This window comes from Bradyrhizobium liaoningense, assembly GCF_018130955.1.
Taxonomy (GTDB): domain Bacteria; phylum Pseudomonadota; class Alphaproteobacteria; order Rhizobiales; family Xanthobacteraceae; genus Bradyrhizobium; species Bradyrhizobium liaoningense_C.
The window spans coordinates 1-23,568 of sequence record NZ_JAFCJM010000019.1; the positions used below are offsets into that span (position 1 = coordinate 1).

The following is a 23,568-nucleotide window of genomic DNA, read 5'->3' on the forward strand; positions in this document are numbered from 1 at the left end:
AGGATCGACGCTCTCAGCCGGGGCAGAGATCTGAAAATTTGGGCTCGCGATCTCTCGGCCGCCTGCCCGGCATGGGCTGCGGAGACGCCCGGGCACTGACGCCTGACGCAACCAACGCGACGGACGCACTTACGCAACGCATAGTGCGGCCGTGTTGGGTGGATGGAGCGCCAGCTTGGCAAAGCGACGTAGGTTCTGAGCGATTGCTGCAAGCGTAAATTCGAACCGCGCGCCGGCCGGTCCACGCAGTCTCAGGCGGTCGAGCCGCAGGATCCGCTTGAGGTGCGCAAACAGCATCTCAACCTTCTTGCGATCTCGTCGGGTCTGATCGTAGGCAGGCGTCTTGGCGATCGCGCGGGCGACATCGCGCGCTGCCTCGTGCACGTGGCGTGTGATCTTCCGGCTCGGCGAGTTTGGACAGCATTTGGACTTGAGCGGGCAGTCGCGGCAATCGGCGACGCGCGAGAAATACGAGATAGCGTCATCTCCGCGTGGTCCGCGTGCTCCACTTGAGCGCGGCAGGATCTTGCCGCTGGGGCAGATATATTGATCGCGCGCCTCGTCATAGATGAAATCGTCGCGGCTGAACGTGCCGTCGTCACGCTGTGACTTGTCGATCACCGGGATGTGGGGCGCGATCCCCTTCACATCGACCAGGAAGTGGAGATTTTGGGCCGCGCCGTAGGCCGTATCCGCGACGAGCCAGTCGGGTTTGATGCCGAACGTCTTCTCAGTCCTTTCGATCATCGTCTGGGATGCGCCAACCTCGGATTGGCGGATCGCCCGGGACGCTTCGACATCCATGATAATGCCGAACTTGATGTCGATGAGGTAATTGTCGGCGTAGGCGAAGAACGCGGCGTTGCGCAGTGCGCCAGTCCACTGCGCGGCTGGGTCGGACGGCGCGACAAACTTCGGCACGACGTCGGTCGCACGACCCCATGCTGGATCGTCGAGATTGGCGAGGTAGTCCTGAACGGCGCGCCTAGCCCTCATCGGGTCGATGTCGTGGCTCCATTTATCGCCCGGCGTCGAGCGGCACTTATTGGCGTCCGCCGCGATCAAGCTGGCATCGACGGCGAAACCATTGCCGCCGACAAGGCCAGCTTTGATGCACGAAGCGACGACGTGTTCGAAGACATGACGAAAGACATCATGATCGCGAAAGCGCTCGTTGCGGGCGCGCGTGAATGCCGAGTGATCCGGGATCCTGTCTTCTATGCCAAGGCCGCAGAACCAGCGATAGGCGAGATTGAGCTGAACCTCGCGGCATAGTGCGCGCTCCGAGCGGATCGCGAATACGTAGCCAAGGATGAGCATCCGGATCATCAGCTCTGGATCGACCGAGGGCCGACCTGTGTTGGAGTAATGCGGCGCAAGCTCGACGCGCACCCACGAGAGATCGAGAACTGCTGCAATTTGCCGAACCTGATGGTCGTCCGGCACTACGGCCTCGAGGTCGAACGCATAGAACAGTTGACCCTGCTCACCCTTGCACCGCCCCATCATCGAAACTCTCCGTCGATGGCCGCTTCACCTCGACGGAATCACGGTTCGCTCGGCTCCTCAAGACAGTTCTGCAACAAAATCGGGGCCCTTAGCCGACTTGGCCAGTGGAGCTGTTGACGTCCGCCTTCAGGGGGGAGCGGACGTGGGGCGGGGCAGGTCCAGAAGCGCGCTTCTGACCCCGAACAGTCATCAACGTGATCGGAGCGTAGACCCCGAGGTTGTGTCCGGTTATCGTCGGAGCCGACGTTCGTGAGACGCGCGAATGCGCAGCGAGGTGCCCCAATGTCCGTGCCGACGATCAAGTTCGATGACGGCGCCGTCTATGAACGGATGATGGGCAAGTGGAGTGGACTGGCCGGACGCGCTTTTATTGATTGGCTCTTGCCCCCGCCCAATTTGCGATGGGTCGACATCGGTTGTGGCAATGGCGCGTTTACACAGTTGCTGGTCGAGCAATGCGTCCCAATGACCGTCGAAGGCGTGGATCCCTCGGAAGGTCAGCTGGCCTTTGCACGAGAGCGGCTGGCGACACCTGTCGCGAAGTTTCGACAGGGCGATGCAATGACATTGCCATTTGCCGATGGCACCTTCGATGCGGCCGTGATGGCGCTCGTTGTGTTTTTCATTCCGGACCCTGCCAGGGGCGTCGCTGAAATGGCTCGCGTCGTGCGGCCGGGCGGTCTCGCGGCCGCCTATGTCTGGGACGTCGTCAGCGGCGGCGGCCCGTCGGAGGCCATCATAATCCAGATGAAAGGCATGGGGTTCACGCCACCGCGGGCCCCGAAAGCGGAAGCCTCGACGCCCGAAGGACTACATGCGCTGTGGACACGGGCGGGTTTCGCCGATATCGAAGCGCGCGTTCTTCGCGCGCGACGAACGTTCGACGATTTCGAGGACTATTGGTCCACTACGATCGCGGCGCCCAATCTCGCTCCGATGCTCACAACGATGGCGACAGCCGACGTGACGCAACTCAAGTCTCGGGTTCGTGAGCAGGTGCCTATCGAGGCGAGTGGGCGTGTCTCGATCGAGGCGCGCGCCAATGCGATCGTCGGCCGTCGGCCCGGATAGGGCTGTCGATCGCTCTTCCGCTCCTCCCCCCAGAAGCTGCCAACCTCTATGCTTGCCACGAGGTTATCGGCGCGACCGCTTGTGGCCCTTGCGAGACCTGGTCGTTGGGGCCTCAGATGTTCGCTCACTCAGGTAAAGCAGAAGCCACGGCCCCAAGGGCGAACCGACGAGATCGACCCAAACCCGACCACAGGTGCGCGGGAAGCGCTGCAAAAGAACAACTGGGTCAGGGATTAGACTACCGCGAACGTGTCAGCCACCCGGCCATATCCGCCCCTGGCGCAACCGTGTTATCTTTCTCTCTAGCGGGGCCGTTAAGTCCGCGCAAATCACATCGGCCCGACATTCGGCCCCCGAAAGCTACCGCAACGGTGATTTCGAGGAGGTCCCGATGCATACGAACCGTCGCGACTTGCTATTGGCTGGAGCCTCCGTCGCCTCCACTGCTCTGTTTTGGAATGTCGCGGCTCGGCTCAGGGCCGAAGAGCTCAATGCACCGCCAGAAACTACGACAATCCGCCTCGGGAAGAGACCGTCCATCTGCATTGCCCCGCAATACGTGGTCAGCGATCTGCTGAATGCTGAGGGCTTCACAAACGTCGTTTATGTTGAAGCTGAAGCTGGCGAAACACAAGCGAAAGCACTCGCGAACGGCGACCTCGACTTCACCTTGCATTTCTCCGGTCCGCTTCTTCTTGAGATCGATCGCGGCTTGAGCATCACGGTCCTGGCCGGAATCCATGTCGGCTGCTACGAGCTGTTCGCCAAAAATGACATACGCAGCATCTCCGATCTGAAGGGGCGAACAGTCGGCATTCCGGGGCTTGGGACCAGCCCGCACGTTTTCCTCAGCGCGATGGCGACGTTTGTTGGACTTAGTCCCGCCAAGGATATCGAATGGGTGACGAGTGCGTCGGTCAAACCGATCGAGCTATTTGCGGAGGGCAAGATCGACGCCTTCCTCGGATTTCCGCCAGAACCACAGCGCCTGCGTGCGCAAAATATCAGCCATGTCATCGTCAACAGCGCGCAGGATCGCCCGTGGTCGCAATATTTTTGTTGCATGTTGGCCGGTACTCGCGAATTCGTCCGAAAGAATCCCATCGCCACCAAGCGCGTGGTGCGCGCCATGCTTCGGGCGACGGATTTGTGCGTAAGCGAGCCGGCCGTTGTTGCGCAGCGCATGGTAGATAGGGGCTTTGCGCCTCGCCATGACGATGCGGTTCAGACCCTTGCTGACGTGCCGTACAACCACTGGCGTGACTATGATCCCGAGGACACAATCCGCTTTTACGCGCTTCGCCTGCGCGAAGCGGGGATGCTGAAATCAAGCCCCGCGAAAATTATCGCGGATGCGGTCGACTGGCGGTTCCTCAACGAGGTCCGACGTGAGCTTGGAAACTGATTCGACGTCGTTTCTGGCTCAGCGCCCTTAACGAACATTCCCTCATGCATTTTGGATGGCCGCTGTTGTGGCCATGCGGACCTTGCCATCCCGCCCGCGCGTACCGGATTTATGAGTGCGTGCCCAGGCTGCCTGTCCCCATCGCTGGGGACAGACGCCGACTGCTGAGTTCGCTAGTCTCTGCCCTGAGGAAACGACAATACCTGGGAGCCTGCCTTGAGCACCGCGCCGCGCATCGACATCGACCCGGCTTCGTTCTGGAGCGATCCCTATCCGATGCTCGCCAAAATGCGGAAGGAGGCGCCGATCGCCTTCGTGCCGCAGCTCGGCTCGACGCTCTTGACGAGCCGCGACGACATCTCGATCTCCGAGAAGCAGATCGACGTGTTTTCCTCGCACCAGCCCGAAGGCCTCATGAACAAGCTCATGGGCCACAACATGATGCGCAAGGACGGCGAGGCGCATCAGGTCGAGCGCCGCGCGTTCTTTCCCTCGGTGTCGCCGAAGACGGTGAAGGCGCATTGGACCGCGCAGTTTCAGGCGCATGCCGACCGCATCATCGCATCTATCGAACCCGGCAGCCGCATCGACTTCATGCGCGACTTTGCGCTGCCGTTCTCCGGCGAATGCCTGAAGTCGATCACCGGCCTCACCAATATCGGCTTCGGCGACATGGACGCGTGGTCGCAAGGCATGATCGAGGGCATCGCGAACTATGCCGGCGATCCCGCCGTCGAAGCGCGCTGCCATGCGGCGACATCCGGCATCGACGCCGCGATCGACGACATTTTGCCGGTCATGCGCAAGAATCCCGACCAGAGTCTGCTCGGCGTCCTCATCGCATCCGGCATGCCGATGGAGAGCGTGCGCGCCAATGTCAAACTCGCGATCTCCGGCGGCCAGAACGAGCCGCGCAAGGCGATCGCCGGCACGGTGTGGGCGCTGCTGACCCATCCCGATCAGCTCGACCTCGTGCGCAAGGGCGAGGTGTCCTGGCTGCAGGCGTTCGAAGAGTATTCGCGCTGGATCTCGCCGATTGGCATGTCGCCGCGGCGGATCGCAAAGCCGTGGACGATCCGCGACGTCTCCTTCGAGGCCAATGAGCGCGTGTTCCTGATGTTCGGCTCGGCCAACCGCGACGAGAAGCATTTTGAACGCGCCGATCAATTCGACATACGGCGCGATGTCGCAAAGAGCGTCGCCTTCGGGGCCGGCCCGCATTTCTGCGCCGGCGCCTCGGCCTCGCGCGCCATGATCGCCGACGTCGCGCTGCCGACGGTGTTTGCGAGGGCGAGCCGTCTGGAGCTTGCCGACGACCAGCCGGTGCGGATCGGCGGCTGGGCCTTCCGCGGGCTGCTGAATCTGCCTGTGACGTGGCAGCACTGACGATTGAACCACGTCGTTCTTCGGCGACACACATGGCGTCATGTCCATCCAATCCTGGATCAAACGGCGGCGCGAATCGCCTCTGGCTGCCGCCTCGGCGTTGATCGCGTTGCTGGCCGCCGTACCGGCGCATGCCGCCGGGCCGTCCATTTCCGGCTGCTGGACCCAGACCTCGCCTTTCCCCTACGCGCAAACGCCGCCCGGAAAGGAGTGGGGCTCGCGAACCTGGTGCTTCCTGTCACATGGGAAAATGACGAGGGTCCACGTCGCATGCGACCGCGCCGGTTGCGATGGCTGGGATCTGGATGGTCGCTACCGCTGGCGACGGCCGATCGTGTGGATTTCCGACGTCGATATGTCAGACGACGGCAAGCGCCAGACAAAGGTGTGGCGTCGTTGTCGCGTAAACTTCCCCGCCGGGGATCGCATGGTGCTTGAGAATTGCTACTTCTCGTCCGATCCCTGGGTGCGCGAGCACTGAGTGCGCAACGAGCATTGCAATAGAGCCCGCCGTCCCAAACGCAGCCATGATGGCATATTGCCACCGATTTGCCCGACGTGTCAAGTGATTTTCGGAAAATGCGCACAGTCGCCGCCGGCTACTTTGCATGGGGTTGTTTTCGACATTTTTTGTCGGACGGGAATGAAACCGCGGTCGCGCCTGCGTGATCTCACATTCGCGTGCAGAAAAATTCTCCCTGCATTCGCTGCGCCGCTTGAAAGATTAGTCATGCGGCTGCACGCGCCGCAGTGCGCGCATCGCTATTTTTCCGGACGTCTCGACAGCTTTCCTGACCCGCACCATCATTCCCGCAAGGCAATGAAGACGGCCGTGCGGCCGGGAGTTGGGAATGCGACGTCGGGACTTTCTAAAGCTATCCGCTGGAACGGCCGCGCTCGCGGTGCTGTCGGCGCCTGCGATCGCGCAAGGCGCGGTGAAGGAAATTCGTATCGGCTACCAGAAGAACGGCGTGCTGGTCATCACGCGCCAGCAGGCCGCGCTGGAAAAGCATTTTTCATCGCAAGGCATCGAGGTGAAGTGGGTCGAGTTCTCCTCGGGGCCGCCGATGATGGAGGCGATGAATGTCGGCAGCGTGGATTACGGCGCGGTCGGCGATTCTCCGCCGGTGTTCGCCCAGGCCGCCGGCGCGGCGATCGTCTACGCGGCCGGCCAGCCCATCACCAATGGACAAGGCATCCTGGTGCCGAAGGATTCGCCGATCCGCTCGATCAATGAGCTGAAGGGCAAGCGCATCGGTTTCACCAAGGGATCCAGCGCCCACAACATCGTGGTGCAGACGCTGGAGAAGGCGGGCCTCACCTATGCTGACATCACGCCGGTCTATCTGACGCCGCCGGACGCCGGTCCCGCCTTTGCCAATGGCAGCATCGAGGCCTGGGCGATCTGGGACCCGTATTTCGCGATCGGCGAGACCAGGCAGAGCGGTCGTATCCTGATCAATGCCCACGAGGTCACCAAGACCAACTCGTTCTACATCGCCAACCGTGACTTTGCGAAGAACCACGGCGAGGTGCTGCAGCAGATCATCGATGTCACGACCTCGACGGCTGCCTGGGCGGAGACGCATCGCGGCGAGGTCGCGAAATCGCTGAGCGCCGTGACCGGCATCCCGCTTGATATCCAGACCATCGCCGCCAATCGCTCCTCGTTCCGGGTCGGCCCGATCACCGACGACATCATCGCAACCCAGCAGGGCGTCGCCGATCGCTTCCACAAGCTCGGCCTGATCCCACGACCGATCGCGATCCGCGACATCGTCTGGCGCAGCACGGCGACCTGATCGTGCCGACCAGCCGTCCCAATTCGAGAGGTCCAGACATGAGACGTATCGTTCAGCGTCTGATCGCGGCCGTCGTCGCGTCGATCGGCATCGTCGCCGGTGCGGTCGGCACGTCCTACTAATCATCCGGGCATGAGACATCCATGAGCCAATCCAGAAAGCAATCCAACAGCAACATCCTCTGGTTCCTGCCGACCCATGGCGACGGCCGCTATCTCGGCACGTCCGAAGGCGGCCGCGAGGTCAACTTCAACTATCTGCGCCAGATCGCGCAGGCCGCCGACCAGCTCGGCTATTACGGCGTGCTGATCCCGACCGGGCGGAGCTGCGAGGATTCCTGGGTCGTCGCCTCCTCGGTCGCGCCCTTCACGGAGCGGCTGCGCTATCTCGTGGCGGTCAGGCCCGGCCTGCAATCGCCGAGCGTGGCCGCGCGCATGACCGCGACGCTCGACCGCATTTCCAACGGCCGGCTGCTCGTCAACGTCGTCACCGGCGGCGATCCCGTCGAGAACAAGGGCGACGGCATCTTCCTCGCCCATGACGAACGCTACGAGGTCACGCGCGAGTTTCTCAACGTCTACAGCGATCTGCTCGCCGGCAAGACCGTGAACGTCGAAGGCAAGCACATCCGCATCGAAGATGGCCGCCTCCTGTTCCACCCCGTGCAGTCGCCGCGGCCAGCGCTCTATTTCGGCGGCTCGTCCGATGCCGGCATCGACGTCGCCGTCGACACCGTCGACAAATACCTGACCTGGGGCGAGCCGCCGGCTTTGGTCGCCGAGAAGATCGCGAGGGTGAGGGACGTTGCCGCCCGACGCGGCCGAAAGCTCTCCTTCGGCATCCGTCTGCATGTCATCGTGCGCGAGACCAATGAGCAGGCCTGGCAGGCCGCGGGCGAGCTGATCCGGCATGTCAGCGACGACACCATCGCGGCGGCACAGAAGAACTTTGCGCGCATGGACTCGGTCGGCCAGCAGCGCATGGCGCAGCTTCATGGCGGCAAGCGCGATAAGCTCGAGATCAGCCCGAATCTCTGGGCCGGCGTCGGCTTGGTGCGCGGCGGCGCGGGTACCGCGCTGGTCGGCGACGCCGACACGGTCGCGGCGCGCATCAAGGAGTATGAGGATATCGGCATCGATACCTTCATCATGTCGGGCTACCCGCATCTCGAGGAAGCCTATCGCTTCGCCGAGCTCGTGTTCCCGAAACTCTCATTGGGGCAGGGCAGCAACGTCACGCCGCTCCGCTTCAGCAGCGGCCCGTTCGGCGAGACCATCGGCAATGACTATCGTCCCTCCAGGCAGGCCTCGCAATCATGAGTCTCATCGACAGCGCTTCCCTTCCGCGCAGTTTTCGTCTGCCGCGTGTCGACGGCCTGATCCAGTGGATCGTGCCGCTGCTCATTATCGCCGTCTGGCAATTGGCCTGCGCCACCGGTTTCGTGCCGACGCGCGTGCTGCCGGCGCCGAGCGACGTCGTGCTGGCCGGCTGGAAGCTGCTACTGTCAGGCGAGCTCGTCCGCAATATCTGGGTCTCGTTCTGGCGGGCTTCGATCGGCTTCCTGATCGGCGGCAGCATCGGATTTGTCTTCGGCCTCGCCAATGGCTTGTCGCAGCTTTCGAGCAGGCTGACCGACACGACGTTGCAGATGGTGCGCAACGTGCCGCATCTGGCGCTGATCCCGCTCGTCATCCTCTGGTTCGGTATCGACGAGAGCGCAAAGCTGTTCTTGGTGGCGCTCGGCGTCTTCTTCCCGATCTATCTCAACACGCTGCACGGCATCCGCTCCGTCGATCCCCAGCTCATCGAGATGGGCCGCATCTACGGCATGACCGACGGCGAATTGTTCCGCCGGGTGATTTTTCCCGGCGCGCTGCCCTCGATCTTCGTCGGCATCCGCTTTGCGCTCGGCATCATGTGGCTGACCCTGATCGTCGCGGAGACGATCGCGGCGTCCTCCGGCCTTGGCTACATGGCGATGCAGGCGCGCGAGTTCATGCTGATCGACGTCGTCGTGCTCTCGATCCTGATCTACGCGCTGCTCGGCAAGCTCGCCGACAGTGCGTCCCGCGTGCTGGAGCGGCTGACGCTGTCCTGGCACCCCGCCTTCCAGAAACGTTGAGAAGAAAATGCAGACAGCCGTTCGTACCATGTTGCCCCAAGCCGAGCTTGCCAGCCGCGCCCACTTCGCCCCGCAGGCCCGAATCGTGCGCGAGATCCAGCCGGCGATCTCCCGCGGCCTGCCGCTGAACATCCGCGGCTTGCGAAAGTCCTTCGGCGACAACGAGGTGCTGCGCGGGATCGACCTGCACATTCCGGCCGGCCAGTTCGTCGCCATCGTCGGCAAGAGTGGCTGCGGCAAGAGCACGCTCTTGCGCCTGATCGCGGGACTGGAGCAGATCACGGCCGGCAACATCAGCCTCAGTGAAGAGGCGCGGCCCGAGGATGTCAGAGTGATGTTCCAGGAGCCGCGACTGTTGCCTTGGGCGCGGGTGCTCGAAAACGTCGAGGTCGGTCTCGGTCGCGAGCGCGCGTCTGCTGACGCGCACGGCCGCGCCGAGAAGGCGCTGGGCGAGGTGGGTCTCGCCGACAAGCGCAACCAGTGGCCTTCGGTGCTGTCGGGCGGCCAGAAGCAGCGCGTGGCGCTGGCGCGTGCGCTCGTCTCCAGCCCGCGCGTGCTCGCCTTCGACGAGCCGCTCGGGGCGCTCGATGCGCTGACCCGCATCTCGATGCAGCGGCTTCTGGAGCGCGTCTGGCGCGACCAGGGCTTTACCGCGATTTTGGTGACGCATGACGTCTCCGAGGCCGTCGCGCTGGCCGATCGTGTGCTCGTGATCGAGGACGGCCGCATCGCGCAGGATGTCACGATCAGCGTGCCGCGGCCGCGCGAGCGCGGCTCGGTCGAGCTTGCCAGTCTCGAAGGCTCGATCCTGCGGCACCTGTTGTCGGGCGACGAGCGTAGCTAGAGCATGACCCGGAAAAGTGTGCAGCGTTTTTCCGCAAAGATCATGCGCAAAAAAGGCCTATCACCAGCGAGCGTGCCATGAACGCCATCCCTCCCTTCGTCACCGATCCCGCCGTATCGTCGGCCGACTTCCGCGGCGCCATGCGGCACCTCACCGGCGGCGTCAGCGTCATCACGGCGGGGCGGGGCAGGGACATCACCGGCATGACGGTGACGTCGGTGACATCGCTGTCGGTCGATCCGCCGACGCTGATCGTCAGCATCAATCGCGATGCGTCGTCCTTGCCGCTGATCAGGCGCTGCGGCGCCTTCGGCGTGAACATCCTCCATGCGGACCAGATCGACATTGCCGAGCGCTTTGCCGGCAAGAGTGACCTGACGGGGGCCGACCGCTTTGCCGGCGCGGAGTGGATCACCAGCGTCTCCGGCGTTCCGCTGCTGGTCGGCGCGCTCGCCGCGCTCGACTGCGAGGTCGAGGAGATCGTCGAGCGTTATTCGCACGGCATCGTCATCGGCCGCGTGCGCGACGTGAAGAGCACGACCCGCAGCGCCGCGCTGGCCTATTGGCACGGCCAGTATGTCGCGGTCGATCAGGACGAGGACGCGGCGCGGCTGGTCGAGGTCAGTGTTCCCGCGCGGGGCCGCCGCGTCGTCTGATCGCAGCACGACGGTCCAGACTGGCGTTTTCGTCCCCGTCGCTCTAGAAGCGCTATCAGGGCCTCCCCGTCGGGAAGCCGTGGAGCCGGAAAATGAAGCGCGTCGCGACCTGGGCCTTCTACGCCATCGGCGCGCTTGCGATCGCCTATCTCGCGGCCTACGCCTACACAATGTTCACCGGAAACCCGATCGTGCCCGGCGATCCCATCCACATCTTCCGCAAGCCCGACGCGCCGAGCTATTCGTGAGGTCACTACGTCTCTCACAACTCGTCATGGCCGGGCTTGACCCGGCCATCCACGTGTCGCCGCGACTTTTGAAAGACGTGGATGCCCGGGTCAAGCCCGGGCATGACGACGGAGTGTGTGGCAGCTAGCTCCGCAAAATTGCCAGCGCGAGCGCCTGGGCGCGCGGCACGATGCTGTCGATCTCGAGATATTCCTCGGGTGTATGCGCAAGTCCACCGACCGGGCCGACACCGCAGATGGTGGGCGTGCCGACCGCGGCGGTGAAACCGGAGTCGGCGCAGCCGCCGGAGAACTCGCCTTGCAACGTCGTGAGTCCGGCCTGCCTGGCGGCGCCCTGGTAGGTCTCGAACAGCGCCTTTGACGCCGCGCTCTGGACGGCGGGCAGGAACTCGCCCCTGATGGTCAGCGTCGCCGACGTGCCGGGGACATAAGACGTGGCGACGATCTTTTCGATCGCCGACATCACCGCCCCGCGTTGCGCGGGCTCGACATAGCGGAAGTCGATCTGGCCTTCGGCCGAGGGCGCCGTGGTATTGACCGACTGGCCGCCCGAGATCAGGCCGACATTGAGGGTGATGCCTTTCGCAACATCGGTCAGCGCGTGGATCTGGACGATCTTGTGCGCGAGTTCGCCGATGGCGCTGATGCCCGCGGCAAAGTTGGCGCCGGAATGCGCGGCCTTGCCGGTCACCGTGCAATGCATGAAGACGCCGCCCTTGCGGCCCGTCACCACGTTGCCGGTCGGCCGTCCCGGCTCCGAATTGAACACGCAGCGCGCAGCGCGTCCCTCGCGCTCGATCACGGGGCGTGACGACGGCGAGGCGATCTCCTCGTCCGAGGTGATCAGCACCTTGATCGGATGCGGGCTGCCGCCAAACCGCTTGAAGGCTGCGGCCACGAACACGTTCATCACCAGGCCTGCCTTCATATCGGCGACGCCGGGACCGTAGGCGCGACCGTCCTTGATGGTGAAGGGCCGGCGCTCGGCCTCGCCCTTGGAGAACACCGTGTCGCGATGGCCCATCAGCAGGATCGGCTCCTCGTTGCTGCCGGGCTTTGCCACCACCGCGTGGAGGGCGTCGCCGAAACTGTCGTGGCTTTCCCGCCAGCTCAAGATGCCGTGCTCGGCAAAATGTTTCTCGAAGCGCGCTCCGACGGCGTCCACGCCCGCCTTGTCATACGATCCGGAGTCGATGTTCACGACGTCGCGCAAGAGATCGATCATCGCCTGCTTCTGCGACGCCAGCCATTCCGTGATTGGGGTTTCGGACATTGTCACCTCGAGTGTCTGTATTGCTGTCCTTATAGGGCCTGTCCGCTCGCCGACCTAGTCGGCGAATGCAGCCCTGACCTCTGCACGCCGGAACGCAATACCCGCGCCGCAAGTCCCTTCAATTCAGGCATGATTGGCCTGATTTGCCGCTCGCGGATGTCCGCATTGTGGAGCCGACGAAAGCCGCTATAGTCGGCACAAGCTGCCAGTTGGACGTGCCGAAGTCCGTAAGCCTGAGATTTCAAAGGCAGCTCGCGTGCCGTCGGCAGGCCATGCCTTGCTCTCAATGAGAGCGCTTTTTTCAAAATGTTATTGGCGTCGCTGTAACCTCAACGGAGAGAAACATGCCGTTGTTCATCTCGTACGTCTCATACTCAAATGCCGGCATCAAGGGAATGGTCGACAAGCCGACTGATCGCACGGCGGTCATCGGCGCGATGGTCGAGAAGGCGGGCGGAAAGCTTCAGGGAGCCTTCATGACCACCGGCCCGCATGATGCGCTGATCGTCACGGAGTTTCCCGACGGCGCCGATGCCGTCGCCATCGGAATGGCCGCTGCCGCAAGCGGCGCCATTTCCAAGATCGAGACCGTACGTGCCTGGAAGATGGGTGAATTCAAGGCCATCGCAGAGAAGGCCGCGAAGCTTGCAAGCTCCTACGTTCCGCCGGGCAAGTAGGTCGGACAGACGGGGCAAGTGATCAAGCGAAATGGCCCGGAGCGCGTGCTCCGGGCCATTTCCATGAGCCGTGCTTGCCGCGTCTCGTTCACCCCATCGCGGGCATGCGCGGGTATTCGCCGGGGACACCGGCGGGCGGGATCGGGATGCCGCCGTCGGCATATTCGTTGAGCTTGTTGCGCAGCGTGCGGATCGAGATGCCCAAGATGTTGGCCGCATGCGTCCGGTTGCCGAGGCAATGCTTCAGCGTCTCCAGGATCAAATCGCGCTCGACATCGGCGACGGTGCGGCCGACCAGCGCCCGCGTCACCTGCTCGGCGGCGAAGGTCGCATGCGCCACGGCTGGTGCGGTCTTGGCGAGGTCGAGGCGGTCGCCGTCCGGGGTGATGATGGCATCAGGCCCGATCTCGTCGCCCTGCGCCATCAGCACCGCGCGGTGCATGGTGTTTTCGAGTTCGCGGACGTTGCCCTGCCAGCGGTTGGTGGTGAGCACCTGCCGCGCCTCGGCCGAGATCGGGCGCAGCGGCACGCCGTTGGCGTCGGCGTATTTCTTCACGAAGTGCTGGGCGAGCTCCAAAATGTCGGCGGGACGGTCGCGCAGCGGCGGGATCTTCAGGTTCACGACATTGAGGCGGAACAGCAGGTCCTCGCGGAACGTGCCCTCGCGCACGGCGTCCGCCAGGTTGCGGTTCGAGGTCGCGATGATGCGGATATCGACGGGTACGGGTTTTGTGCCGCCGACGCGGTCGATGACGCGCTCCTGGATGGCGCGCAGCAGCTTTGACTGCAGGCGGACATCCATCTCGGAGATTTCGTCGAGCAGCAGGGTGCCGCCGGTCGCCTCCTCGAACTTGCCGATGCGGCGGGCTATCGCGCCGGTGAAGGCGCCCTTCTCATGGCCGAACAGCTCGGACTCGAGCAGATGCTCGGGGATCGCCGCGCAGTTGATCGAGATGAACGGGCGCTTGGCGCGCGCCGAGCGGGTGTGGACGTAGCGCGCTAGCACCTCCTTGCCGGTGCCGGATTCGCCAGTGATCATGACCGAGGCGTCGGAGCCCGCGATCTGCTGCGCGAGCTTGATGACGCGGCCCATCGCCTCGTCGCGCCAGACCAACTCGCGGGAGTCGTTGGCGACCGCGGCGAGCACGGCGGCGATCAACTCCGGCTCCGGCGGCAGCGGGATGTATTCCTTGGCGCCGGCATGGATCGCCGCGACCGCCGCGCGGGCGTCGTTGGTAATGCCGCAGGCGACGATCGGGGCGTGGATGTGCTCGGCTTCGAGCCGCATCACGAGGTCGCGGATGTCGAGCGCGACATCGACCAGCAGGAGGTCGGCGCCCTTGCCGCTGCGCAGCACCCGCATGGCCTGCTCGTTGTCCTCCGCGTGGGTCACGGTAGCGCCGTTCTCCATCGCGATCTTGGTGGCGGTGGTGAGCTGGCCCTTCAGTGTGCCAACGATGAGAAGCCGCATGTCAGTCTCCTGTCCGTCTGTTCGCGCTGCCGCGCCTCATTGTCCAAAGCGTGCGCTAGCTGCGTTCCGTCTTGATGATTTCCGTCATGGTCACGCCGAGCTTGTCCTCGACCAGAACAACCTCGCCGCGGGCGACGAGACGGTTGTTGACGTAGATGTCGATGGCTTCGCCGACGCGCCGGTCGAGCTCGAGCACGGTGCCGGGCCCGAGCTTCAACAGCTCGCCGACATCCATCTTGGAGCGACCGAGCACGGCCGAGACCTGCACCGGCACGTCGAACACGGCCTCGAGGTCGGCGGCGACGCGGGCCGCATATTCGTCCTCGTTGTAGCCGATGTCGCCGGGGTTGGTCGGCGGCGAAGGGCCGTTGAGATCGGGAAGCGGGACCTGCCCGTCAGTGTCGCTCATGTCTTACCCCTCAAATCCCCGTCTCAGATCCTCTGTGCCGCGCCATCGCCTGACGCCGTGATGTAGCGCCCGACCAGCTCGCCGATCTTGGCCTCGATCGCTCCGCGTTCCAGCGCGACGCCGCCGTCGGCCCATTCGATCCGGCAGTCGCCGGTCGCGATCTCGGGCTCGGCCAGGATCACCAGCCGTCCCTCGAACCCGCTCTGCTTGGCCAGCCGCTCGATCGTCTCGCGCGCGCTGTCGTAGAGCGCGTCGTTGATGCGCACGACCAGATGCGGCGTCGCGACGAGGTGCGAGAAGCAGTCGCGTACCAGCGCGACGATCTCGCCGAGCGGCTCGCGGGCGATCAGTTCGGCGCACAATTTGCGCGCCACCGCCACCGCGACGTCGACGGCCTCGGTCTCCATCCTCAGCTCGACGCTGGCAAAGCGCGACGCGATGCCTTGTACGGAAATCCTGATCTCTTCCATCGCCAGCGCGACGCGCCGGTCGCTCTCGGCCTTGGCCTCGCGCTGGCCGGCATCGAAGCCGGCCTGGTAGGCGGCGGCTTCCGCGGCTGCGACCTTCTGCGTGATCTCGGCCGCGCTTGCAGCCTTCTCGCGCGTCCGGTCGGGCGCGGCGAAGTCGTTGTCGAACAGGAATTTTGCGGGCGCGGCCATCAATACACCAGCTCGTCGTCAGCGCGGTTCTTGGTCAGCATGATCTCGCCCTTGGCGGCGAGGTCTTTTGCGAGGTTGACCAGCAGTGCCTGGGCCTCATCGACGTCGCGCAGGCGGACCGGGCCCATCGCCGCCATGTCGTCCTGGAGCATCTTGGCCGCGCGCGAGGACATGTTGCCGAAGAAGAAGTTGCGGACGTCCTCGTTGGCGCTCTTGAGCGCGACGCCGAGCTTGTCCTTGTCGACGTTGCGCATCAACGTCTGCGCCGAGCCGGAGTCGAGCTTCACGAGGTCGTCGAAGGTGAACATCAATGCCTTGATGCGCTCGGCCGATTCGCGGTTGTCCTCTTCCAGCGAGGTGATGAAGCGGGTTTCGGTCTGGCGGTCGAAATTGTTGAAGATCTCGGCCATCACCTCGTGGGCGTCGCGGCGGCGGGTCTGCGAAAGGTTGGACATGAATTCGGTGCGCAGCGTCTTCTCCACGCTCTCGATCACCTCCTTCTGCACCGCCTCCATCTTCAGCATGCGGTTGACGACATCGAGCGCGAGCTCCTCGGGGAGGATGCCGAGCACGCGCGCGGCGTGCTCCGGCTTCAGCTTTGAGAGCACCACCGCGATGGTCTGCGGATATTCGTTCTTCAGATAGTTGGCGAGAACCTCTTCCTGCACGTTGGAGAGCTTTTCCCACATGTTGCGGCCGGCAGGGCCGCGTATCTCGTCCATGATGCCGTTGACGCGCTCCGGCGACAAATATTGCTGCAAGAGCCGCTCGGTGGCGTCGAAATTGCCCATCAGCGCGCCGGAGGCCGACATGCGCGAGACGAATTCGAGCAGCATGTCCTCGACGGTGTCGACCTCGACCGTGCCGAGCGTGGACATTTCCAGCGAGAGCTGGCGCACCTCGTCGTCGTCGAGTAGTTGCCAGATCTTGCCGCCATATTGCTCGCCGAGCGCCAGCATCAGGATCGCCGCGCGGCGCGGGCCGGAGATCTGCTCGACCTGCTTGCCTTCCTTTGCACGCGTGCCGGCGCGCTGACCGAGCGTCGAGATGACGCTGGTGATGTCCTGGGAGTTGGCGTTCTGTAAGGAGCCGGCCATTTCACATCATTTCGCGGGTTCGGTCAGCCACTGACGGATAATGGCGACGGTTTCGTTGGGATTGCGCTCGGCGAGTTCGCCGACGCGATGCACGGATTGGGCGTGGACCTGGCCCTGAATGGTGGCGACGTCGATCGCGCTTGCGGCCGCGCTCGGCAGCAGCGCCTGGCCGCCGCTGGCCGGCGAGGATTCTTCGGTCGCGGGGCCGGCGATTGCGGCGGTGATGGCGGCCGTGACCTCGTCGGAGGCGAGGATGCGCTTCACCAGCGGCCGGATCACCATGAACATGACGACCAGGCCCAGCAGCATCATCACGCCGAGCTCGATGACGTACATGACGTCATCCTTGGTGAACTGGAGCATGCCGAGGAAGCCGGTGGGCTCGCTGATCGGAGACGTCGACGGCGCGTCGGCGAAGCGCAGGTTCACTACCTCGACCTGGTCGCCGCGCTTCTGGTCGAAGCCGATCGCCGAGCGCACCACGGCGGCGATGCGGTCGAGCTGCTCCTTCGGGCGATCGGTGTAGGCGAGCTCGCCCTTCTCGTTCTTCGAATAGATGCCGTCGACCAGCACTGCGACGGAGATGCGGTTGACCCGGCCGACCTCGGTCACTTCGGTCTTGGTGGTGCGGGAGATCTCGTAATTGTTGGTCTCTTCGGTCTTCTTGCTCTGGTCCTTGGCGACCGCGCCGCTGCCGCCCGCGCCGTTGCCCGGCAGCTCGTTGTTGACCGTGACCTGGCCGTTGTTCTCGGCGGTCATGCTGCTCTCTTCCCGGGTCTGGCTGGAGCGCAGCACGCGTCCCTCGGGATCGAACTTGTCCGAGGTCTGGGTGATCTTGTTGAAGTCGAAATCGGCGGAGAGCTGGACGCGGGCGCGGCCCGAGCCGACCACCGAGGACACGATGTCCTCAACCTGCTTGCGCATCCGCTTCTCGAAGGCGGCGCGGCGCTCGTCGCCGACGGCCTGCTCGGGATCGGTCGCGGCACCGTCGGCGAGCAGCTGGCCGGCTTCGTCCACGATCGAGACGCGCTGCGGCTTCAATCCGTTGACGGCGGAGGCGACGAGGTGGCGGATGGCACGGATCTGCTGCGCCTCCAGCGAGCCGCGTACGCGCAGCACGATCGAGGCCGACGGCTCCGGAGCCTCGCGCGCGAACAGCGGACGCTCGGGCAGCACCAGATGGACGCGGGCGGCCTGGATCCGGTCGATGGCGCGGATGGTGCGGGCGAGCTCGCCTTCCAGCGCCCGCAAGTGATTGATGTTCTGGACGAAACTGGTGGTACCCAGCGCGTCCGATTTGTCAAAGACCTCGTAGCCGACGCCACCGCCCTTGGGCAGCCCGCCCTCGGCGAGCTTCATGCGGAGACGGGTGACCTTGTCCTTGGGCACCATGATGATGCTGCCCTCGTTCCGGATCTCGAAGGGAATGCCCTGGCGTTCCAGGTCCTTGATGATTCCGGAGGAGTCCTCGACCGAAAGGTCGGTGAACAGGGTGGTCATCTGGGGGGTGGTGACGCGCAGGATGACAAACGCGAAAAAGCCGATGAGCGCGGCGGTGACCGCGATCATCGCCGCGAACCGCGCAGCGCCGATACCCTTCAGGAAGTCCAACAGACCTTGCAAGCAACCGCCCCAGATATTCGGCCCAACTTCCGGCAGCCGACTGGGCAATTATTGCCTAGGTGATGGTTTCGATATGGTTAACGAAGATTAAGAGCTTGGACAAAAGAGCGGACATGAAAAAAATCGGCCTCGCGGGGCGAGGCCGATTTTCATCAAATCGATCAGTTTCCGGGTCGCTTACTGGCGATATTGCTGAATGCGGGTGGTGCGCAGGCCCGCAAGACCGTGCTGGTCGATGGAAAACTGCCAGGAGAGGAATTCGTCGACGGTGAGGGTATAGCGGCTGCAGGCTTCCTCGAGCGAGAGAAGGCCGCCGCGAACCGCGGCTACGACCTCGGCCTTGCGGCGGATGACCCACCGTTTGGTCCCGGGCGCGGGAAGATCGGCAATCGTTAGCGGGCTGCCGTCCGGCCCGATGACGTATTTTACCCTCGGGCGATGGGGTTCTGTCATGGCGTACTCACAAACTCTCAACCACTGAACTCACGCCATGACCCTACGCTTGGCGGCTTAAAAATCCGCTAAGCCTAAGGCTTCAATACAATTCTCGTTGAAAATGGCTGGAACACAGGCGCCCCGGCCGGCTGAGTGCGGTTATCCGCGCCGGTCGAGGGGGGTCTTCGTAAATACTTTACTAACGAAACCAGCGAGCGAGGCTTTGGATGTTCTGTTTTGACGCGCCTTCTTGACGCGAACCGGTATCCATTTCGCTCGAAAACGCTCCAACGTGAGGCGCGAACCTCAGTTCACGACGCTCTTGATCTGGCTCACCGTGTAGGTATCGCCGCCGATCGTCAAAAGCGGGGGCGACTGGGTCAGGTCGACCGACGAAACGGTGCCCTGGACCTGGCTCGTGATCGCCACCGCATTGCCCGAGGCGTCCTTGGCGGTCGCCGTCAGCTTGTACTTGCCGTCGGGCCATTGCGTGCCGTCATTGCCTTGGCCGTTCCAGGTGAAGGGAATGTCGCTGCCGGCGCTGGCCGTATATTTCCCGGTGAAGACGGTCTGGCCGCTCGAATTCTCCAGCGTGATGCTGACATCAGTGCTGGTCGGCACGTTCAGGTGCCACGTCGCTGACGAATTGGTCATGGTCGCGGTCGAGCCGTCGACCACCGCAGTCTTGCCGACGAAATTGAGGGCCTGGGTCGCCTGTGCGGTCTGCTGCAGCGAGACCAGCGTGGACAGCGTGTCGTTGGTCTTGAGCTGCTGCTCGACGCCGGCGAACTGCACGAGCTGCTGGGTGAATTGGTTGGTGTCGAGCGGATCCAGTGGGTTCTGGTTCTGGAGCTGCGTGGTCAGCAGCGTCAAAAAGGTCTGGAAATTGCCGGCCAATGTTGAGCCGGTCTTGGAGCTCAGGCTCGTGGAGCTCGACGACGACGAGGTCTGGGTCGTGCCCGAGACAACCGAAGGCGCCGCAGTGGCATTGGTCGTTGTCATGTCGAAACTCCCTACACTCTGATGTCGACGCCGCCGCTCGCGCCGAGCATGCGGCCGTAGCTGCGACCGAGCGCGGCCGCCGGCATCGCCTCGTCGTCGCTGACGATCAGGCGGCGGGCGTTGCCGCCATTGTCGTTGGCGTTGCCGTTGTTCTGCCCGGACGACGACTGGTCGCGCAGGCTGAAGGACAATCCGTTGCTGCCGGTCTTGAGGCCGGCATCGTCGAGCGCGCGCTGCAATTGCGGCGCGTCCTGGCGCAGCATCGACAGCGTTTCCGGCTTCTCGACCGTGAGATGCGAAGTGACCTGGCCGTTGCGGTCGACCGCGATGCGGACGTCGATGCGGCCGAGCTCGGCGGGATCGAGGCGGACGTCGAACTGGGTTTTGCCGGCGCGCGCGGCGGCGGCGATTTCGACCGGCAGCCCGCTGAGCGGCACGGCGGTCGATGTCGCGGCGGTCGCGGTCAGCGTCGCGGTCGAGGCTGATGCGCTGGATGTCGTGGTCGTGATCGGCGCCTGGATGGCGGCTGCGGCCTGGGCGCTGGTATCCGGCACGCTCACTTGCGCCTGCGCATTGGTGGCATGGCCATGCGGTGTCGGAGCGGCGGGCGCGGCCGAGGCCGCGCGATCGGCGACGTCCGTCTTGGCCTCGGTCGTGGTGCCGTTGCCTTCCGGTTTTGCGCTCTGCGGATGCGCCGTCCCATTCGTGGCGGCGGACGTGGCGGAATTTTGTGTCGTCGCGGTGAGGCCGCCCGGCTTGGTCGAGTCCTGGCTGCCGATATCAGACACGTCCTTGTTGGCTTGCGCGGTGACGGCTTCCTTGAACGCGGTCTTTGGCGTCGCCTTGTCCACCGCGGCCGCCACTGCGCCACTGGTCTGCTGCGGATCCGACGGCGCAGCGTCGGTTGTCCCGGCTGCAGTCGCATCCGCGAGCGCGGCCTTTGCCGCGGCGGCATCGGTATCAGCGGTCTTGGCCGCGGCGTCGGTGGTCGCGGTCGCGGCGTCGGTCTTGGTCGCCGTCGGTGCTGCGATCTGCGCGGCCGTCGAGGCGCTCGCCGCGATCCCCGCGGCCGCGATCGTCAGCGGCGAATCGGAGTTGGCGCCGGTCTGCGCTCCGGCCGCAGCAGTATCGGCCGCAACGACAGGGACGGGAACGATGAGGGCAGTCGGATCAGGCGCGGTCTGGGCGGCTGCCTGCTGCTGTGCGGCGTCGGCTCCTTGCGCGGCGGTGGCGTCGGTCTCGTCGGCCTGCGTGGACTCATCCGACTTCGAGGCCGATTTGGTCTCCGACGTATCAGGCTTGTCCTTGGTCTTGGCCGGGCCCTTTGTGGAATCGACGGCGGCGTCCTTGTCGGCCGGCGCCGCATCGTCGGTCGCATCGTTCGACTTCGCCTGCGAGGCCTGGTCGGAGGCGGCAGTGTCGCGGGCGTTCTTGTCGGACGCGGTCTTGTCGGACGCGCGATTGGTGACGTCGGAGCGGCGCGGCGCGGGGTCCGCGGCTGGCGTGCTGGCGGCGGCGTCCGTGTTGCTGTCCACCAGCGCGCCGAACTGATCGCCGGCCGTCTTGGCCTGCGATTTTGCAGATTTCGACGATGCGCTCGGCACCGGTACGCTGGATGCTACGTCGGACGTCACGCTGACCACGGGAGACCTCTTGCAATAATCTTGGTTCGTGAGGCCAGCAAGGAGCGGGCCAGTCCGCCGCAGTCGATATTTTGTGAGCTATTTCAACGTCTTGCTGGCTCGGCACCGGAGGGAGGGGCCCTTCAAAAGGGGGCCCATTTCTGCCTCCCGGCAAGAATTGCCCTAAGCCTTCCGCAAATGGCACCCGTGCGATTGCTTCACCGGAATGCGGCCTATATTAAAGGGTAGCTCTCAGCCGCTTTCGACCCGGGCAAGGCGACCTCATGGAACCTGGTTCCGGGAGGGATTTGTCTCCCGGCTCAGCAAGCGGAAATCGCGGGACTTCACCGCAGCACGCGCATCGACCGGAACTCATGCTCAACAGTCTGGATCTTGAAGGCCGTCCGCAGGACACCAGGGTCGTCGTCGCCATGTCCGGCGGCGTCGATTCCTCGACGACGGCTGCGCTGTTGAAGGCGGAGGGCTACGACGTCGTCGGCATCACGCTGCAGCTCTACGACCATGGCGCGGCGACCCATCGCAAGGGCGCCTGCTGCGCCGGCCAGGACATCCACGACGCCCGCGACGTCGCCGCCAAGCTCGGCATTCCCCATTACGTGCTCGACTACGAGGATCGCTTCCGCGAGTCCGTCATCGACAATTTTGCCGACTCTTATGCCCATGGTGAAACGCCGGTGCCGTGCATCGAGTGCAACCGCTCGGTCAAGTTCCGCGATCTGCTGAAGACCGCGCGCGAGCTGGGCGCGACCGCGCTCGCCACCGGCCATTATGTCGCCTCGCGCCGCCTCGATGACGGCTCGCGCGCGCTGGTCTGCGCGGCCGACGCCGAGCGCGACCAGAGCTATTTCCTGTTCGCGACCACGCGTGAGCAGCTCGACTTCTTGCGCTTCCCGCTCGGCGACATGACCAAGCCCGAGACGCGCGAGCTCGCGCGCCGCTTCGGCCTTGCGGTGGCTGACAAGCACGACAGCCAAGACATCTGCTTCGTGCCGACGGGCCGCTACACCGACATCATCACCCGCCTGCGCCCCAACGCGATGGAGCCCGGCGACATCGTCGATCTCGACGGCCGCATCATCGGCCAGCATCACGGCATCGCCAATTTCACGGTCGGCCAGCGCCGGGGCCTCGGCATCGCCTCCGGCTCGCCGCTCTATGTGGTGCGGCTGGAAGCCGCCACCCGTCGCGTCGTGGTCGGCCCGCGCGATGCGCTGAAGATGCACCGCATCGTGCTGCGCGACGTCAACTGGATCGGCGATGGCGACATCGACCGCGCCATCGGCGGCGGGCTCGAGATGTATGTGCGCGTTCGCTCGACGCGCGCGCCGCAGCCGGCCTGGCTGCGCGGCGGCAACGGTCATTACGAGGTCGAGCTCGTCGCGGGCGAGGAGGGCGTTTCGCCCGGACAAGCCTGCGTGTTCTACGACGCGCCTTCGGGGCAGGCGCGCGTGCTCGGCGGCGGCTTCATCCAGAGCGCGGCGTCGAAAGTCGCAAGCGGCGCGGAGCGTCCGCTCGCTGAAGCCGTACGCGGCTAATTTTTTCCGGGGCAGGGGGCATGGCAGCAGATATCTCGCGCGCCGGGGTCGAGAAGGCCTATGGCCGCTGGGCGCCGGTCTACGATCTCGTGTTCGGCAAGGTCTTTGACCAGGGCCGGCAATCGACTATCGAGGTCGCCGACAAGATCGGCGGCCGCATCCTCGACGTCGGCGTCGGCACCGGCCTGTCGCTGTCGGACTATTCGCGCACCACAAAACTCTGCGGCGTCGATATTTCCGAGCCGATGCTGCGCAGGGCGTTGAAGCGCGTGCGCGAGATGAAGCTCGACAATGTCGAGGTGCTCTCGGTGATGGACGCGAAAAACCTCGCATTCCCCGACGGCTGCTTCGACGCCGTCGTCGCGCAATATGTGATCACCGCAGTGCCGGATCCCGAAGGCACGCTCGACGAGTTCGTGCGCGTGCTGAAGCCCGGCGGCGAGCTCATCCTGGTCAACCACATCGGCGCCGAGACCGGTCCGCGCCGCGCCTTCGAGCTCGCCTTCGCGCCGATCGCGCGCCGGCTCGGCTGGCGGCCGGAATTTCCGTGGGCGAGGCTCGCCAACTGGCAGAAGCGCCACGGCGGCATCACGCTCGCCGAACGCCGCCCCATGCCGCCGATGGGGCACTTTTCGCTGATCCGTTACCGGAAAGCGTGATCGCGAGCATGATCCGGACCCGGAGGGCCGCGTTAGCGCAAA

At 64.5% G+C, this 23,568-nt stretch carries 23 protein-coding genes; 13 read left to right on the forward strand and 10 right to left on the reverse strand.

All coding sequences use genetic code 11. The features are described 5' to 3' along the window. Nucleotides 1-129 precede the first annotated feature (129 nt). A complete protein-coding gene (locus JQ632_RS17695) occupies nucleotides 130-1,509 on the reverse strand; it encodes a transposase (protein WP_212403847.1) in 1,380 nt (459 codons plus the stop codon). A 282-nt stretch (nucleotides 1,510-1,791) separates the two neighbouring features. On the opposite strand from JQ632_RS17695, the gene JQ632_RS17700 reads away from it, so the two are divergent. The 10 genes from JQ632_RS17700 (at nucleotide 1,792) to JQ632_RS17745 (ending at nucleotide 11,043) form a co-directional block, all read left to right on the forward strand. Next, the gene (locus JQ632_RS17700) at nucleotides 1,792-2,580 is read left to right on the forward strand and encodes a class I SAM-dependent methyltransferase (RefSeq protein WP_212403848.1); all 789 of its coding nucleotides are present in this window, start codon (nucleotides 1,792-1,794) and stop codon (nucleotides 2,578-2,580) included. A gap of 391 nt (nucleotides 2,581-2,971) precedes the next feature. Continuing rightward, nucleotides 2,972-3,985: an ABC transporter substrate-binding protein gene (locus JQ632_RS17705; RefSeq protein WP_212403849.1), complete on the forward strand. Its 1,014-nt coding sequence runs from the start codon at nucleotides 2,972-2,974 to the stop codon at nucleotides 3,983-3,985. A gap of 216 nt (nucleotides 3,986-4,201) precedes the next feature. Continuing rightward, a complete protein-coding gene (locus tag JQ632_RS17710; RefSeq protein WP_212403850.1) occupies nucleotides 4,202-5,371 on the forward strand; it encodes a cytochrome P450 in 1,170 nt (389 codons plus the stop codon). Nucleotides 5,372-5,411: 40 nt separating this feature from the next. Further along, nucleotides 5,412-5,852 carry a hypothetical protein gene (locus JQ632_RS17715; protein WP_249152169.1) on the forward strand — a complete coding sequence of 147 codons (441 nt, stop codon included), beginning with the start codon at nucleotides 5,412-5,414 and terminating at the stop codon, nucleotides 5,850-5,852. A gap of 370 nt (nucleotides 5,853-6,222) precedes the next feature. Continuing rightward, nucleotides 6,223-7,173 carry an aliphatic sulfonate ABC transporter substrate-binding protein gene (locus JQ632_RS17720; RefSeq protein WP_212403851.1) on the forward strand — a complete coding sequence of 317 codons (951 nt, stop codon included), beginning with the start codon at nucleotides 6,223-6,225 and terminating at the stop codon, nucleotides 7,171-7,173. 143 nt (nucleotides 7,174-7,316) lie between these two features. Next, entirely contained in the window at nucleotides 7,317-8,492 is a 1,176-nt protein-coding gene (gene ssuD / locus JQ632_RS17725) for an FMNH2-dependent alkanesulfonate monooxygenase (RefSeq protein WP_212403852.1), read from the forward strand. Next, nucleotides 8,489-9,295, forward strand: a complete 807-nt coding sequence (ssuC, locus tag JQ632_RS17730; protein WP_212403853.1) for an aliphatic sulfonate ABC transporter permease SsuC — start codon at nucleotides 8,489-8,491, stop codon at nucleotides 9,293-9,295. Before ssuD ends, ssuC begins: the two co-directional genes overlap by 4 nt. 7 nt (nucleotides 9,296-9,302) lie before the next feature. Next, entirely contained in the window at nucleotides 9,303-10,139 is an 837-nt protein-coding gene (locus JQ632_RS17735) for an ATP-binding cassette domain-containing protein (protein ID WP_212403854.1), read from the forward strand. 77 nt (nucleotides 10,140-10,216) lie between these two features. Next, nucleotides 10,217-10,795, forward strand: a complete 579-nt coding sequence (locus JQ632_RS17740) for a flavin reductase family protein (protein ID WP_212403855.1) — start codon at nucleotides 10,217-10,219, stop codon at nucleotides 10,793-10,795. A 92-nt stretch (nucleotides 10,796-10,887) separates the two neighbouring features. Next, nucleotides 10,888-11,043, forward strand: a complete 156-nt coding sequence (locus tag JQ632_RS17745; RefSeq protein ID WP_212403856.1) for a hypothetical protein — start codon at nucleotides 10,888-10,890, stop codon at nucleotides 11,041-11,043. Between the two features lie 124 nt (nucleotides 11,044-11,167). On the opposite strand, the gene JQ632_RS17750 is transcribed toward JQ632_RS17745, so the two are convergent. Continuing rightward, nucleotides 11,168-12,316, reverse strand: coding sequence for a M20 family metallopeptidase (locus JQ632_RS17750; RefSeq protein WP_212403857.1), 1,149 nt, complete (start codon nucleotides 12,314-12,316; stop codon nucleotides 11,168-11,170). 344 nt (nucleotides 12,317-12,660) lie between these two features. Between JQ632_RS17750 and JQ632_RS17755 the strand changes: the two genes are divergently transcribed. Further along, nucleotides 12,661-12,993 (forward strand): GYD domain-containing protein, encoded by a 333-nt coding sequence (locus JQ632_RS17755; RefSeq protein WP_212403858.1) that lies wholly within the window; start codon nucleotides 12,661-12,663, stop codon nucleotides 12,991-12,993. Between the two features lie 88 nt (nucleotides 12,994-13,081). Here the strand turns inward: JQ632_RS17755 and JQ632_RS17760 are convergent, their stop codons facing one another. From JQ632_RS17760 to JQ632_RS40290, 8 genes are all read right to left on the reverse strand, one after another. Next, nucleotides 13,082-14,464 (reverse strand): sigma-54-dependent Fis family transcriptional regulator, encoded by a 1,383-nt coding sequence (locus tag JQ632_RS17760; protein ID WP_212403859.1) that lies wholly within the window; start codon nucleotides 14,462-14,464, stop codon nucleotides 13,082-13,084. Between the two features lie 55 nt (nucleotides 14,465-14,519). Continuing rightward, nucleotides 14,520-14,873, reverse strand: a complete 354-nt coding sequence (gene fliN / locus JQ632_RS17765) for a flagellar motor switch protein FliN (RefSeq protein ID WP_212403860.1) — start codon at nucleotides 14,871-14,873, stop codon at nucleotides 14,520-14,522. A 23-nt stretch (nucleotides 14,874-14,896) separates the two neighbouring features. Further along, the gene (locus JQ632_RS17770; RefSeq protein WP_212403861.1) at nucleotides 14,897-15,532 is read right to left on the reverse strand and encodes a FliH/SctL family protein; all 636 of its coding nucleotides are present in this window, start codon (nucleotides 15,530-15,532) and stop codon (nucleotides 14,897-14,899) included. Then, complete coding sequence (fliG, locus tag JQ632_RS17775) at nucleotides 15,532-16,629, reverse strand: flagellar motor switch protein FliG (protein WP_212403862.1); 1,098 nt, start codon at nucleotides 16,627-16,629, stop codon at nucleotides 15,532-15,534. The genes JQ632_RS17770 and fliG overlap by 1 nt, the downstream gene beginning before the upstream one ends. A gap of 6 nt (nucleotides 16,630-16,635) precedes the next feature. Then, on the reverse strand, nucleotides 16,636-18,252 hold the full coding sequence (fliF, locus tag JQ632_RS17780; RefSeq protein ID WP_212403863.1) for a flagellar basal-body MS-ring/collar protein FliF: 1,617 nt from the start codon (nucleotides 18,250-18,252) through the stop codon (nucleotides 16,636-16,638). A 177-nt stretch (nucleotides 18,253-18,429) separates the two neighbouring features. Beyond that, on the reverse strand, nucleotides 18,430-18,705 hold the full coding sequence (locus JQ632_RS17785) for a DUF1153 domain-containing protein (protein ID WP_002714638.1): 276 nt from the start codon (nucleotides 18,703-18,705) through the stop codon (nucleotides 18,430-18,432). Nucleotides 18,706-18,993: 288 nt separating this feature from the next. Next, nucleotides 18,994-19,689 (reverse strand): flagellar hook assembly protein FlgD, encoded by a 696-nt coding sequence (locus tag JQ632_RS17790; RefSeq protein ID WP_212403864.1) that lies wholly within the window; start codon nucleotides 19,687-19,689, stop codon nucleotides 18,994-18,996. A gap of 11 nt (nucleotides 19,690-19,700) precedes the next feature. After that, nucleotides 19,701-21,332: a flagellar hook-length control protein FliK gene (locus JQ632_RS40290; RefSeq protein WP_212403865.1), complete on the reverse strand. Its 1,632-nt coding sequence runs from the start codon at nucleotides 21,330-21,332 to the stop codon at nucleotides 19,701-19,703. Nucleotides 21,333-21,685: 353 nt separating this feature from the next. On the opposite strand from JQ632_RS40290, the gene mnmA reads away from it, so the two are divergent. Both mnmA and JQ632_RS17805 read left to right on the forward strand, forming a co-directional pair. Then, nucleotides 21,686-22,867: a tRNA 2-thiouridine(34) synthase MnmA gene (mnmA, locus tag JQ632_RS17800; RefSeq protein WP_212403866.1), complete on the forward strand. Its 1,182-nt coding sequence runs from the start codon at nucleotides 21,686-21,688 to the stop codon at nucleotides 22,865-22,867. Nucleotides 22,868-22,887: 20 nt separating this feature from the next. Next, complete coding sequence (locus tag JQ632_RS17805; RefSeq protein WP_212403867.1) at nucleotides 22,888-23,526, forward strand: class I SAM-dependent methyltransferase; 639 nt, start codon at nucleotides 22,888-22,890, stop codon at nucleotides 23,524-23,526. The last annotated feature ends 42 nt before the right edge of the window (nucleotides 23,527-23,568 follow it).